This window comes from Halobaculum sp. MBLA0147 (genome assembly GCF_041361345.1).
GTDB lineage: Archaea > Halobacteriota > Halobacteria > Halobacteriales > Haloferacaceae > JAHENP01.
The window spans coordinates 968,689-982,241 of record NZ_JBGKAD010000001.1 but is presented as its reverse complement, the minus strand read 5'-3'; the positions used below and the strand labels follow the sequence as shown (position 1 = coordinate 982,241).

Here is a 13,553-nt window from a genome sequence, read left to right as displayed (position 1 = left end):
CTCGCCGTCTCTCTCCGACAGATCGGGTCACCAGAGCGACCGCCGTGCCCGCCGTCGATCGGGACCCGTCTCGGACACCGGGCCGTCGAGCCGCGACGCTCGGCGTTCGAGACCGACTTCGCGAAAGCGTGTAGAGAGGGGGCCGCTACGACGGTTCAGTACGAGCGAACCTTCGGCTCGTACTCCTTGTTCTCGCCCTCGAGGACGACCGGTCGGTACCACAGCTCCGGCTCGCCGTCGTTCCACGACAGCATCGTGTGCTTGAGCCAGCTGTCGTCCTTCCGCTCCTGGTGCTCCTTGCGCCAGTGGGCGCCACGGAACTCGTCGCGAGCCAGCGCGCCCAGCGTGATCGCCTCCGCGAGGTCGATGATGTTGCGCGTCTCGATGGTGTGGATCAGGTCCGTGTTGAACGTCCGCGAGGGGTCCGAGACCTTCACGTCGCGGTAGCGCTCGCGGGCCGCACGGATCTCCGCCAGCGCCTGTTCGAGGCCACTCTCCTCGCGGAAGACGTTGACGTACTCCGTCATCGTCTCCTGGATCTCGTCGCGCACCGCCGAATGACCGATCCCCTCCTCGCGGTTCAACAGCTTCTCGACGCGGCCGCGCTGGCGTTCGACGGCCTGCTGGACCACGTCGTCGGGTGCCGCGCCGGCGGTCCCGGCGGCGACCCCGCCGTCCGCGACGGCGTCACCCGCGGGCTGCACGTCGCCGATCTCGACGCCCGGCTCCAACTCGCCGACCTCGTAGTCGCCGCGCTGGCCCGTCTCGATCTCCGCCTCGCCCATCTCCTTGCCGGCGGCGTGGTACCCCGCCATCTTCCCGAAGACGATCAACTCCGGCAGGGCGTTGCCGCCGAGTCGGTTCGAGCCGTGGACGGACGCACACGCACACTCGCCGGCCGCGTACAGCCCACTCACACACGTCTCGCCGTGCTCGTTCGTCTCGATGCCGCCCATCGCGTAGTGTTGCCCGGGCTTGACCGGCATCGGCTCCTCCAACGGATCGACGCCCTCGAAGTCCTTCGAGAGGTGGACGATGTTCTCCAGGCGGTCGACGATCCGGTCTTCCCCGAGGTGACGCATGTCGAGGTGGACGTACTCGTCGTCGATTCCGCGGCCCTCGTTGACCTCCGTCAACTCCGCCCGCGAAACCACGTCGCGAGACGCCAACTCGCCGTCGTTGTTGGCGTAGCCGTGTTCGAACATGAACCGCTCGCCGTCCTCGTTGTAGAGGATCCCACCCTCGCCGCGGACCCCCTCCGTGATGAGCACGCCCGTCGACGGGAGCGTCGTCGGGTGGAACTGGATGAACTCCATGTCCTCGATGGGGACGCCGGCGCGGTACGCCATCGCCACGCCGTCGCCGGTGTTCGCGACCGCGTTCGTCGTGTGGTCGTACACCTGTCCGAGCCCGCCGGTCGCGAGGATCACGCCGTCGTTCGCCTGGAACCCGGAGATCTCGCCCGTCTGGATGTCGTAACCGACGACGCCGTGACACTCGCGGTCCTCCGGTCGCTCCTCGTCGGTGACCGCCAGGTCCATCACGTACCACTCGTCGTACACCTCGATCCCGCGCTTGACGAGCTGCTCGTACATCGTGTGGAGCAACTGGTGGCCGGTCTCTGCACCGGCGTACGTCGTCCGCGGGAACGAGAGGCCGCCGAACGGTCGCTGGGAGACGCGTCCGTCGTCGTCGCGGGAGAACGCCATCCCCCAGTGCTCCAGCTGGATGACCTCTTCGGGGCTCTCCTGGGTGAGTGTCTCGATGGCGGGGGCGTCGCCGAGGTAGTCCGACCCCTTCATCGTGTCGTACGCGTGGTCCTCCCACGAGTCGGCGTCGCGCAGGGCGGCGTTGATCCCGCCCTCCGCCGCGCCGGTGTGTGACCGGACCGGGTGGAGCTTCGAGACGATAGCCACGTCCGCGCCCTCCTCCTGGGCGGCGATGGCCGCGCGGAGTCCCGCGCCACCCGCACCGACCACGATCACGTCGTGTTCGTACATAGAGTTGGTTCTACGTCGGGTAGGAACTGCTGGTACTTGAGGGTCACTCTCTCACCAGTCCGTCGGAGTATCGACTCGAGATCCGTCCCGAATCCGACTCACACTCTGTCGGTGTCGATGGTGAGACTCGGGTCCCCGGTCTCGTCTCGCTCGACCGTGATCGCCCGCTCGGTCGCGGTCTGGACAATCTCTCCGAGTGAGACTGTCTGTGACCGACACTGTTGCAACTGTTCGATCGAGAACCCGAAGCCTACTCGACTAGTTACGAAAGGGATAAACAGAAGAGGTTGATTTTTCAGTCTGTGTCTCGGTTCGAGCAGCCTCTGTGGGTCCGGGTCTTGCTCGGCTGTTACGTCTCCGACCAGTCCGAGTATCACCCTGCGGAACTCGACCTGCTCGTCGGCGAGTACGCTGAGGGGAACGGCGGTCCGACGACCAAAGAAGTCCACGACGCCTTCGAGTACTTGTTGAGAGAGGGCCTCGTCGCCGAGACGGCCCCTGGCGAGTACGAACTCACGTCGCGAGGCTTTCGAACTGCGCGAGAGTATCACACGACCCGAGAGCGGGTCGCCACTCGCGACAGCCGACCCAGCAACCGTGATTCCCTCGCCGTCGCGGGGTTCTACGTCTCCGTCGGCATACTGCTCATCGGCCTGTTCGGTCTGTTCGTCGACGTCGCCAGTCGGCTCGGGGTCTCACTCGTCGCGTACCTGTTCCTCGCTGGTGCCGGGTTCGTGGTCGTTCTGACCCTGATCTTCGCGGTGTTGGCAGAACTGGCACCCGACGGAGAGATCACGTCGCGTCTGCGGGGTGTCGGTTCGACGGCGGACGAGACGGACGGACACCGGTCGACTCGAACCCGTGAGCGCGTTGCGGAACGACCACCAGCGGGCGATTCACGAACGATCTCGCCGAGTTCGAGCGAGGAGGACTGCGTTGAGAACGAGCACGGCGACGCTCACGAACAGCAGGACTCTAAACTGGACGAGTTCGAGCGAGAGTCCGGTGACGGATAACAGACTCGGCGCGTACACGTCAAGGATGATGACGGCCAGCATCAGTACGGTTCCGCCAGTGACCACGTCTCTGACGTTCGCGATGCGCCGTTCACTCGCCGCCATACTCGCACGTGACTGCCGATCACAGAAAATGATTCCGACTCCCTCGGAGTGCATCGGAACGAGAGAACTCGCAGTCGGCCGCGCGTCCGGTGAAGCCGTTCGATACGACGCCCACTACCGCCTACTCACCAGAACTTCAGGTTGTTCTTCACCGCCTCCCGCTTCAGCTCCTGGATGTGTTCGGTCAGCGGGATGTCCTTCGGACACACCTCGGTACAGGAGAACTGGGTCTGACAGCGCCAGACGCCGTTCTCCTGTTCGATGATGTTCAGGCGGTGTTGCTGCATGTCCTCGCCTTCCCGTTCGTCCATCGCGAACCGGTAGGCCTTGTTGATCGCGGCGGGCCCGAGGTACTCGTTGTTGCCGGCGGCGATGTTACACGAAGACATACACGCGCCACACCAGATACACCGCGTGGACATCTTGATCTTCTCGCGGTTCTCGCGGGTCTGGCGCTGTTCCTCCAACTCGCCGTCCGGCGTCTCGTCGGTCTGGAAGTACGGCTCGACGGCCTCCATCTGGTCGTAGAAGTGACTCATGTCCACGACCAGGTCCTTGCGCACCTCCGCGTGCGGCAGCGGCTCGACGCGGACCGGGTCCGCCAACTCGGACAGCTGCGTCTTACAGCCGAGTCGCTGTTTGCCGTTGACGAACAGCGCGTCGGAGCCACAGATCGCCTGCCGACAGGAGTGTCGGAAGGTGAGCGAGGCGTCGTAGGTATCGCGGGCGTAGATCAGGGCGTCGAGGACTGTCATCCCCTTCTCGAAGGGAACGTGGAAGTCGTCGAACCGCGGCTCCATCTTCCCCTCCACCTCGGGATCGTAGCGGAACACCTTCAGGTGGACCGTCTCCTCGTCCTCGAGGGACTCCTCGGCGGCCTCCTTCTGTGCCCGGTCCTCGCGGGCGGCGTCGCGGCGGGCCCGCGCTCTGTCGCCCGGCGTCTCTTCGGTCTCGGTCTCGGTCTCCGTCTGCGTCTGTGAGTCTGGAACTTGCGTGCTCATGTGTCGTCAGATCAGCGAGATTCCGGCCCACTCGTTCGCGGTGCGGACTCCTTGGACGATCAACACCGCGCTGGCGGCGATCAGCGTCCACTTCACCGCCTGCCGGCGGCGGCCGGAGAGCCCCTGGTTGATCAGCGCGTTGTACACCCCGTTGACCCCGTGGAACGTCGCCGTCAGCAGGAACAGCACCATCAGCGAGTAGTAGGTCCAGGTGCTCATCCGGGCGCTGGAGGCGGCGAAGGTGACCTCGGCGGCGTGGTTGACGAAGTGGAGGAGGAAGAAGTGGAACGCCAACACCACGACGAGGAACGCCGCCGTGATGCGCTGCCAGAGCCACCGGCGGCCGCCGCGCTCGAACGAGGAGTAGCGCTCGCTCACGCTAGAACACCCCCGCGAGGAACGTCGGGACGGAGGCGACGACGATCGCGCCGGTGAGTCCCAACGAGGCGTAGAAGGCCTTGTCCTGTGACTCCAGTCCGATGCCGAGGTCGGTGACGAGCAGCCGGAGGCCGTTGAGGATGTGGAACACGGCCACCGCCAGCAGTCCGATCTCGAGCAGCCGGACGAAGAGCAGTCCCTCCAGGGTCCGGATCGTGGTGGTGTACGCCTCCGGACTCTGGAGTGCAGTGCTGAGAACGGCGATGTGGGTGAAGAGGTAGCCCACGAGCACCCAGCCCGTGAACTTGTGGAACACCCAGGCCCACATCCCCGCGGAGAACTCGCGCCACCGCCCGAAGTCCTCCACGAGTCCCCGTTCGTACGACTGACTCATGGTAACCTGGACTCGGGTTCCTCCGGGCTTAGTAGTTTCGCGTGCGGTCGACACGGCGGTCACACGCAGGGTCGACACACCCGCCACGCTCGGGGATCACCCGTCGCGCGCCGGAACGTTGACACCACGGGGCGTGAACGTTCGGGTGTGCAATCGGACGAGACGGCGGTTCGAGTCGGGATCGTCGGCCTGGGTGGGATCGCGCAGTTCCACGCCGAGCGACTCGTCGAGACGGACGCGACGCTCGCGGTCGGAATGGACGTCGACGAGGCGGCACGTGACTCCTTCGCCGAGGCGTTCGGCGTCGAGACGGTCGGGGACGCCGCCGCGTTGTACGACCGCGTGGACGCGGTGCTCGTGACGACGCCGAACCGCTTCCACGAGGAGTACGCCGTCGGCGCGCTGGAGGCCGGCTGTGACGTGCTCGTCGAGAAGCCGCTGGCACACACGCTCGACAGTGCCGAACGGATCGCGGAGGCCGCTGCCGAGGCACCCGGCTTCCTCACGGTCGGCTTCCACACGCGGTTCGCCCCGCCGGTCGAGGTGCTCCAACACCGGATCGACGACGGCGACCTCGGCGAGGTGCGCCACGTCGAGGCGAACTACCTCCGGCGGCGCGGGGTGCCGGGCCGCGGGACGTGGTTCACCGAGGCGGCGGTCGCCGGCGGCGGCGCGGTGATCGACCTGGGTGTCCACGCCGTCGACCTCGCCCTGTCGCTGCACGGGTTCCCCGAGGTGGTCGAGGTGTCGGCCGTGACCCGCTCGGAGTTCGGGGGGCGCGACGACTACGCCTACCTCCACATGTGGGGCGAGGACGGCGCCGACGAGTTCGACGTGGAGGACTCGGCGTCGGCGTTCGTCCGGCTCGCGGACGGCCGGACGATCTCGTTGGAGACGGCGTGGGCGAGCAACCGGGAGCCGGACCAGACGTTCCACGTCCGCGGGACGGACGGCGGCGCGCGCTTCGACAAAGCGGCCGGCGAGTTGACGCTGTACGACGCGAGCACGGCGGGTGGCCACCACCTCGCGGACACGACGGTGGAGACGCGCGACGACGACCCGCACCGCGCCGAACAGGAGGCGTTCCTCGCGGCGGTGCGGGCCGGCGAGCCGCCCGAGCGCAACACCGTCGAGCAGGCGCTGACGGTCCAGCGCGTCGTGGACGCGATCTACCGCTCCGCCGAGCGCGGCGAGGCGGTGTCGCTGCGGGAGTGAGTCGGCTGGATCGCGTCGCACTGATCGAGACGGGGCCCGGTGACCCGAACGCCCGCCCCGATCAGGCCTCGAAGTCGTCCTCGAACCGGAAGGTGCCGTCGCGTTGGACGACCTCGCCGTCGACCTCGATCCGGGAGTCCTCGCTCATGTCGACGATCATGTCGACGTGGATCGCGGACTCGTTGCGTTCCACGTCCGACTCTTCGGGCACGTTGTCCTCGTAGGCACGCCCCAGCGCGAGGTGGACGGTGTCGCCCATCTTCTCGTCGAACAGCATGTTGTAGGTGAACCGGTCGATGTCGCGGTTCATCCCGATCCCCAACTCGCCGAGTCGGCTCGCACCCTCGTCGGCCTCCAGGGTCGCTGCGAGTGCGTCCTCGTTTTGGCCGGCCGCGAAGTCGACGACCTCGCCGTCCTCGAAGGTGAGCCGCGCGTCGGTCACCTCGCGGCCACGGGTGATCACCGGCTTGTCGAACAGGACCGTCCCCTCGACGGAGTCGGGGACGGGGGCGGTGAACACCTCGCCGCCGGGGAGATTGTGCTCGGCGTAGTCGTTGATCGTGACGGTGCCGTCGACGGACATCGTCAGGTCCGTCTCGGAGCCGGAGACGATCCGCACCTCCTCGGCCGGGTCGAGGATCTCGACCATCTGTTCCTGGAGGGCGCGCTGTTCGTCCCAGTCTCTCGTGACGGCGTCGTAGACGAACTCCTCGTAGGCCGGCGTGGACATCTCCGCCTTCTGTGCGGTGCCGGGGTGTGGGTACTGCGTCCCGACCCACCGCGTGTCGAGGACCGCCTCCTGAACGGGTTTCCGGAGCTTCTGGAGCGCCACCTGCTGTTCGGGTGGCACGTCCGCGGACTCGTGTTGGTTCGCCGACCCACGGATCCCGATCACCACGTCCGCCGCCTCCATCAGCGCGGCCGTGTGGTCCGGGAGTACCAACTCCTCGGGGTCGGCCGCGAGTGCGAACGCTCGTCGCGCACGCCCCGGCTGGTTCAACACGACGGGGTTGGCGTTCCGCTCGCCCAGTTCCTCGTGGAGCGCGACGACGAGGTCCTCCGTCCCCGCCCCGGCCTGGATCACGACGTCGTCACCCGGCTGGACGTCGGTGGAGTGGTCGACGATCACTGCGGCGTGCTCGCGAACGCGCTCGTCCATGGCCCCCGAGTCGGTCGGCCCAGTCATCAAGCTTGCCGATTCGATCCGTCCCGAAAACTACCGCCGGAGTCCGCGTGGGTCGACGACGGTGCCCGGGAGGCGATGTGGTCCCTGCACGGCAGTGTTCAGATACACTGACGGTTGCGGGTGGCGCGCGAGGAACGCGCGAGGGAGGAGCGAGCGAAGCGAGCGACGAGGCTGGGGAGGGTGAGGCGCTGTGCGGAGCGGATTCGGGCGGGACTGGAAGGGGCGAGGGGATCGCGTTCAGTTCTGTCGTCTCGGCGACCCCTATCGCGCCGGACGGTGCCGAGAGGCGCGATATGTCGCCGAGCGACCGCGATCCCCTCGGGGCTTCCTGAGTGGTAGTCTCGTCAGACGACTCAACCGTATCTGAACACTACCCTCCACACTACCCGAACGCGCCGAGACTCGACTGGAGTTCGCGGTCCGGGTCGTCCTCGTGGAGTTCGTAGCCGACGAGGTCCCGGAGGTCGACGGCGTACGCCGTCCCGGCGTTCTCGACGACGACGACGCGTCCCTGGCCGCCGCGGACGGTGCCGCTGACGAGCGTCTCCGCGACGGGCTGGCCGGACAGCGAGAGCCCGTAGTCGAACGTGTACGTCTCCAGTGGGTCGAACTCCGCCAGCGTCGACTCCCACGCCGCCTCGTCGACGGCTCGGCCGAGCCCGGCGACCTTCGTCGGCACGCGCACGCGGTCCGTCAACTCCGTCGCCAGTCCGGCCTCGATCTCCCGGGCGATCCGGCCGTTCTCGACCGTCCGGAGGTGGGCGGCGCGGTCGGCCCCCTGTTCGCGGAGGCGTGTCTCCAGCCGCCACAGTTTGGTCACGCCGACTTTGAACACGTCCGGTGCGAACGCCGCGAGGTACACCGCGTGGTCGTCGTAACAGTCCATCTCGTCTTTGAGACAGTCGCCGGTACACCGCGCACACACCCACGTCGAGGTGTGGTGATCACAGTACGGTGCCTCCGGCGCGGAACACGAGCGGTGTCCGTCCTCGGTGACGACACCCGCACACTGCCGTTCGCCGAGCGACCACGACAGCTCTCGGCCCGGCTCGAACGGCTCGAAGTCGACGCCGTCCGACGAGGCGACGTACACCCCCGCCCCGCCGTCGGCCGTCTCGTACCCCACGACCTGCACGGACCACGCTACGACACCCACCAGCAAAGACGTGTCTATCCGCCTCCCGGTCGGTGTCGGCGACGAGCGCTCGTGCCTCGGACAACGCTCGAAAACGAATGTATTCTATCTTCAGTCGGCAAAGGTACTCTCAAATTTGGACAAATGTTAATACCTGGCCGGTCGGCGTGACAGGTGGGATGACACACCAACGGTCACTGTCCCGACGGAACGCACTGGCGACGATCGGCGCGGCGGCCGGCACGGCCGCGGTCTCCGGACTGGCCTCCGCCGACGGCGAGGGGAAGGTAGAGGTCAACGTCGGCTTCGAGAACGGGAAGGGGAAGCGAGCCGCGAAGCGGCGGGCCGACGAGGTCGTCCGCGAGTTCGACTTCGACGTGATGACGATGCGGATGCCCGAACAGGCCACGGACGGGTTGGAGAACAACCCGAACGTCCGCTACGTCGAGGAGAACGGGACGATGCACAAGCTCGCACAGGACACCCCGTACGGGATCGGCCAGACCGACGCGACGACGGCGATCGCCAGCGGCTTCACCGGCGCCGGCGCCGACGTGGCCGTCATCGACACGGGGATCGACGCCGACCACCCGGACCTCCAGGGTAACCTCGGGAAGGGTGCCTACGCGGTCCAGTGTTCGTACAACTGCGACTACGGCTGGGGCGACGACGAGGGTCACGGTACTCACTGTGCCGGGACGGTCGGAGCCATCGACAACGATCGCGGCGTCGTCGGCGTCGCGCCGGGTGCGACGCTCCACTCGGTGAAGGTCCTGGGGTCGAACGGCGGCGGCTCCTACTCCGACATCGCGGCCGGGATCGAGTACACCGCCAACCAGGGCTGGGACGTGGGGTCGCTGTCGCTGGGCGGCGGCTACTCCAGCGCGGTCGCGGACGCCTGCCGGTACGCCTACGACAACGGGGTCCTGCTCGTCGCCGCGGCGGGCAACTCCGGTCCCTGTACGGACTGTGTCGGCTACCCGGCGGCACTGTCGGAGTGTGTCGCCGTCTCCGCGGTCGACGACGGCGAGAACCTCGCGAACTTCTCCTCGACCGGGCCCGAAGTCGAGCTCGCCGCGCCCGGTGTCGGTGTGGAGTCGACGAAGCTCGGCGGCGGGACGGAGTTCCTCTCGGGCACCTCGATGGCGTGTCCGCACGTCTCCGGCGTCGGCGCACTGCTGATGGCCGAGGGGTACACGAACACGGAGGCTCGCCAGCGACTGCGGAACACGGCCGACGATCTCGGACTCGGGAGCAACGAGCAGGGTTCCGGCGCCGTCGACGCCGACGGCGCACTCGGGATCTGAACGCGGTCTGTCGAGTGACCCGGTGACGGACCTGGAGATCCGGTGATCGACGGCAGGGTTCGACAGCCTGCCACGACGGGTCGCGCGTCGGCGTGACTGGGGTTCAGAACCCGACCGCGTTCCCGTCCTTCCGCGGTTCCGTCGCACCCGAGAGGGTGCCGTCCTCGTTGCGGACGATCTGGGCGCCGCCGAACAGCGCCGGCGGGAGCGTCTGGACCTCGTGGCCCTTCCGCACCAGCTTCCCGGCCGTGTGGCCGTCGAAGTGGGGTTCGACCGCCAGCGAGCCGTCCTCGCGGTAGCGCCAGCGCGGCCGGTCTAAGGCGGCCTGCAACGGGAGGTCGTAGTCGACGACGTTCGAGATCACCTGGAGGTGCCCCTGCGGCTGCATGTACCCACCCATCACGCCGAACGCGGCCCAGTCGTCGCGGGCGCCGTCCTCGGGCGCGAAGTCCGCCAGCGCCGGGATGAGTGTGTGGAACGGTCGCTTGCCCGGCGCCAGCGCGTTCGGGTGGTCGGGGTCCAGCGAGAACGACGACCCGCGGTTCTGGAGCGCGATCCCGGTGTCACCCGCGACCAACCCGGAGCCGAAGCCGGCGAACCGGGAGTTGATGTACGCGACGACGTTCCCCTCGTCGTCGGCGGTACACAGCAGGACGGTGTCCGCGTCCTCGGCGTTGGCGTCCTCGACGCCGAAACTCACGTCGTGGTTCGCCGTCTCGCCGATCAACTCGGCGCGCTTCGCGGCCCAGTCTTTCGACGCCAGCGGCGGGTGGTCCTCGAACTCGGGGTCGGTGATGTAGTGGTGGCCGTCCTCGAAGGCGACCTTCATCGCCTCCGCGAAGTAGTGGACGCGTTCGGGAGAGTCCAGCGGGTGGTCGCCGGCGGCGATCTCCTCGGCGACGTTGAGCGCCTCCAGCGCGATCAGCCCCTGGTTGTTCGGCGGGAGTTCGTACACCTCCGTTCCGTTGTACGTCGTCGACACCGGCTCGGGGAACTCCGGTTCGAACTCCGCGAGGTCGTCCACGGTCATGAACCCGCCGTGGTCCTGCACCTCGGCGGCGATCTGCTCGGCGATCTCTCCCTCGTACACCACGTCCGCGCCCCGCTCGGCGATCTTCCGCATCGACTCGCCGAGCTTCGGCAGCGTGACGGTCTGGCCCACGTCCGGCGCCTCGCCGTCGAAGAGGTACGCCTCGCGGGCGTTCTCGTCGTCGAACAGCTCCTCGGCGTGGCTCCACGCGCCGGCGATCAGCTCCGAGGCGGGGTACCCCTCGGTCGCGTACCGGATCGCGGGCTGGAGCAGTTCCGACAGCGACTTCTCGCCGAACCGCTCGGCGGTGACCTCCCACCCACGGGCGGTGCCGGGCACCGTCACGGTGTGTGCGCCCGTGTCGGGCATCTCCGCCTCGCTCGGGTCGTCCACGTCGCCGTCCGGATCGTCGGCGATGGCCTGTCGGACGTTGTCGATGGTGGCGTCGGCGGGAGCGTGTCCACACGAGCGCATCGCGCCGACCTCGCCGTCGGCAGTGCGGTACAGCGCGAACACGTCGCCGCCCAGTCCGGTCGAGGTCGGTTCGACGACGTTCAACGCCGCGGCGGTGGCGACGGCCGCGTCGAAGGCGTTGCCGCCGTCCTCCATCGTCGAGAGGCCGGCTTGGGCCGCGAGCGGCTGGCTCGTGGCGACGACGCCCCGCTGTCCGTAGACGGTCGACCGACGCGACTCGAATCTGTCGGGGTCCGGGTCCATACCGGTCGGTGGCGGGTCGGAGACAAAAGGTCACGGCAGTCGGCTGCGTGTTCCGGGTTCGGCAGTGAGTCCGTGGAGCTACTCAACGGGGTGATGATTCACACTTATACGACAGCCTCGAATCTCTAGAAAATGCGAGAATAATTCGAAATTTCGTTAAAAGACAAACACAGAAATAATATAAAAATCTATCAGTAACGCGTGTACGACACTGTACCATGGGGGGAGGGGTACCGAAGCACCCACTCGCGTGCAGAGAGCCGAACCGGACGGTGAGCCAGCGACGCCACCGTAGCTCGGGTGTGGTGCGGTAGAAACATGTCCTGGCTACGACGACACACTGAATTACTCGTCCTCTGTCTGGCAGTGTGGAATCTGCTGTGGCGGCCACTCGTCGATACGACGACCAGGTTGGTTCTTGACCCAGCAGTGCTGAAGACGCTCTCGGTCTTCGTCCCGCAGGTGTTCGGCCCCGTGAGAGGATTTCTACTCCTAGTGGGCGTCGTCGCACTGTCACGACTGTGGCAGTTGAGAGACCCCGAGCGGGAGCCCATCTCTTGGTCCGTACTCGTGATCGTCACGACCAGTACCCTCTACTCCGCTACTATGATATACATCTGGGTGGATCAAGGCGGGTTCATATTCGCAATCTACGGTGGACTTGAGACCGTGACCAACTGGTTGTTCCTCCTCCCAGTTGAGCTATACTGGATTTCGATACCGATCAATCAGTCAGTGACCGAACTCGTGGAACTGATCGCAGATCTACTGAAACCGTTACAACCCAGTGTCGTCGTTCCCCAGCGGTGGCCATCGTATCTGCTCGTCGCCTACGTCGGATCTACCAGAATTTCTGGCCGCTCTAAGTGGCCTCTGACAGAACCACGCACAGTTCGCCTGTCCGTCTGGCTCACGAGTGCTACTGCCGTTCTCGTGTACGGATTGTTGATATCTTCGTACTTTTTCACAACAAATCCTATCGAAGATTCTACTTTCATCTTGTGGTCGGTCGTGAACGTGGTTGCCGCTGCATCGGTAGTGTCTATCCTACGGTCGTCCGTCGGTGGTGTCGACTGGCCTCCGGTGTCGACGATGCTCGTCGTCTGGATCTCTCTCGGGGTTCTGATCGCCGTCGTCGACGCGCTGTACCCACTCCCCGAGGTCCTCCTCATCGTCGGGGTAGCCGTCAGCGTCCTAGAGCGTGCCACGAACGTGAAGTGGGCGACGAAACTCAAGCGGAGGGCACTTGACCTCGAGAATCAGATCGTCACTACGTTATCACTGGCTTGGTCCGAGCCGTCAAGGCTGTTCAGCTTCGCGTTAGTTCTGGAAGGGCTCAGGTCTATCGGATGGATCGTGTGGCTGCTGTTTGCATCGGAACCGGTACTCTCGGGCGAACGGAGTGTCGCAGTGACAGTACTCGCCCTCACGGTCTCCGTTCCGATCCTCTCAGCAGCAGCGTACGTCGGTCTGTTTTGGTTTTCCGAAGTCGAACGACTCAAGAGAACGTGGTCTCGTGGTGACCGGCGCCCACGCGGAACACCACGTCCCCCGGACCTACTGATCACACCGACGATCACACTCGTGGGGGTGCTCACGGTGGCAGTCGGTGTCCTCACTGGCGGGGTCCTCGCCGCCGTTCTCGGGTTCGGCGCGATGATCGTCGGTTCCAGCGGAATGTTACTCGTCATCCGTGAGAGGAACCGGACCGTTCAACTCCCGTCGATCGTCTCCCGTCATTCGACGCTCTTCGCATTTCTCGTCTACTTCACTGGCCTCTCTGCGGCCAGTCTGCCCTCTAACGGTGTCGTGGGAAACCGGTTCGCAATCCGACTCGTGAACTTCGTTCCGCTGTACGCGTACCCAGTCGTCCGCGAGAGCGGGATCGGCCCACTCCGACCGACCGTCGCTGGGACACTTCTCGTCGGAGCCGCGATTGCCGGAACGGCGTTCCTGACCACCTCTCTCGGACACGTTGCAGGGAACCCGATCGGTGTCGGAGCACTCCTGTTGGCGGTCTCTCTCGTGTGGTCTGACGTGCGCGATCGGTGGACGGAGCACCACTAGCC

The 13,553-nt window shown here is 66.3% G+C and carries 12 protein-coding genes; 3 read left to right on the top strand and 9 right to left on the bottom strand.

The genetic code is table 11. The features are described 5' to 3' along the window. Positions 1-155: 155 nt before the first annotated feature. The 6 genes from RYH80_RS04710 to sdhC form a co-directional block, all read right to left on the bottom strand. Entirely contained in the window at positions 156-2,000 is a 1,845-nt protein-coding gene (locus RYH80_RS04710) for an FAD-binding protein (protein ID WP_370902703.1), read from the bottom strand. A 98-nt stretch (positions 2,001-2,098) separates the two neighbouring features. Further along, a complete protein-coding gene (locus RYH80_RS04705) occupies positions 2,099-2,551 on the bottom strand; it encodes a hypothetical protein (protein ID WP_370902702.1) in 453 nt (150 codons plus the stop codon). A 345-nt stretch (positions 2,552-2,896) separates the two neighbouring features. After that, positions 2,897-3,121 (bottom strand): hypothetical protein, encoded by a 225-nt coding sequence (locus RYH80_RS04700; protein ID WP_370902701.1) that lies wholly within the window; start codon positions 3,119-3,121, stop codon positions 2,897-2,899. A gap of 125 nt (positions 3,122-3,246) precedes the next feature. Next, positions 3,247-4,122: a succinate dehydrogenase/fumarate reductase iron-sulfur subunit gene (locus RYH80_RS04695; protein WP_370902700.1), complete on the bottom strand. Its 876-nt coding sequence runs from the start codon at positions 4,120-4,122 to the stop codon at positions 3,247-3,249. 6 nt (positions 4,123-4,128) lie between these two features. Then, the gene (locus RYH80_RS04690) at positions 4,129-4,500 is read right to left on the bottom strand and encodes a succinate dehydrogenase/fumarate reductase transmembrane subunit (protein WP_370902699.1); all 372 of its coding nucleotides are present in this window, start codon (positions 4,498-4,500) and stop codon (positions 4,129-4,131) included. A gap of 1 nt (position 4,501) precedes the next feature. Then, on the bottom strand, positions 4,502-4,894 hold the full coding sequence (gene sdhC, locus RYH80_RS04685) for a succinate dehydrogenase, cytochrome b556 subunit (protein ID WP_370902698.1): 393 nt from the start codon (positions 4,892-4,894) through the stop codon (positions 4,502-4,504). 147 nt (positions 4,895-5,041) lie between these two features. Between sdhC and RYH80_RS04680 the strand changes: the two genes are divergently transcribed. Next, a complete protein-coding gene (locus RYH80_RS04680) occupies positions 5,042-6,109 on the top strand; it encodes a Gfo/Idh/MocA family protein (protein WP_370902697.1) in 1,068 nt (355 codons plus the stop codon). A gap of 61 nt (positions 6,110-6,170) precedes the next feature. Here the strand turns inward: RYH80_RS04680 and RYH80_RS04675 are convergent, their stop codons facing one another. Both RYH80_RS04675 and RYH80_RS04670 read right to left on the bottom strand, forming a co-directional pair. After that, the gene (locus tag RYH80_RS04675) at positions 6,171-7,268 is read right to left on the bottom strand and encodes an aminopeptidase (protein ID WP_370902696.1); all 1,098 of its coding nucleotides are present in this window, start codon (positions 7,266-7,268) and stop codon (positions 6,171-6,173) included. Positions 7,269-7,677: 409 nt separating this feature from the next. Beyond that, on the bottom strand, positions 7,678-8,430 hold the full coding sequence (locus RYH80_RS04670) for a DUF2797 domain-containing protein (RefSeq protein ID WP_370902695.1): 753 nt from the start codon (positions 8,428-8,430) through the stop codon (positions 7,678-7,680). A 179-nt stretch (positions 8,431-8,609) separates the two neighbouring features. On the opposite strand from RYH80_RS04670, the gene RYH80_RS04665 reads away from it, so the two are divergent. Next, positions 8,610-9,737, top strand: coding sequence for a S8 family peptidase (locus RYH80_RS04665; RefSeq protein WP_370902694.1), 1,128 nt, complete (start codon positions 8,610-8,612; stop codon positions 9,735-9,737). A gap of 103 nt (positions 9,738-9,840) precedes the next feature. Here RYH80_RS04665 and RYH80_RS04660 read toward each other — a convergent pair whose 3' ends face one another. Then, entirely contained in the window at positions 9,841-11,484 is a 1,644-nt protein-coding gene (locus RYH80_RS04660) for a gamma-glutamyltransferase family protein (protein ID WP_370902693.1), read from the bottom strand. A 318-nt stretch (positions 11,485-11,802) separates the two neighbouring features. Here RYH80_RS04660 and RYH80_RS04655 point away from each other — a divergent pair, with 318 nt between their 5' ends. Next, entirely contained in the window at positions 11,803-13,551 is a 1,749-nt protein-coding gene (locus RYH80_RS04655) for a hypothetical protein (RefSeq protein WP_370902692.1), read from the top strand. The last annotated feature ends 2 nt before the right edge of the window (positions 13,552-13,553 follow it).

Coding starts and splice junctions, on each gene's coding strand:
- RYH80_RS04710 (WP_370902703.1), bottom strand. CDS start 2,000: ATGTACGAACACGACGTGATCGTGGTCGGTGCGGGTGGCGCGGGACTC.
- RYH80_RS04700 (WP_370902701.1), bottom strand. CDS start 3,121: ATGGCGGCGAGTGAACGGCGCATCGCGAACGTCAGAGACGTGGTCACT.
- RYH80_RS04695 (WP_370902700.1), bottom strand. CDS start 4,122: ATGAGCACGCAAGTTCCAGACTCACAGACGCAGACGGAGACCGAGACC.
- sdhC (WP_370902698.1), bottom strand. CDS start 4,894: ATGAGTCAGTCGTACGAACGGGGACTCGTGGAGGACTTCGGGCGGTGG.
- RYH80_RS04675 (WP_370902696.1), bottom strand. CDS start 7,268: ATGGACGAGCGCGTTCGCGAGCACGCCGCAGTGATCGTCGACCACTCC.
- RYH80_RS04665 (WP_370902694.1), top strand. CDS start 8,610: ATGACACACCAACGGTCACTGTCCCGACGGAACGCACTGGCGACGATC.
- RYH80_RS04660 (WP_370902693.1), bottom strand. CDS start 11,484: ATGGACCCGGACCCCGACAGATTCGAGTCGCGTCGGTCGACCGTCTAC.
- RYH80_RS04655 (WP_370902692.1), top strand. CDS start 11,803: ATGTCCTGGCTACGACGACACACTGAATTACTCGTCCTCTGTCTGGCA.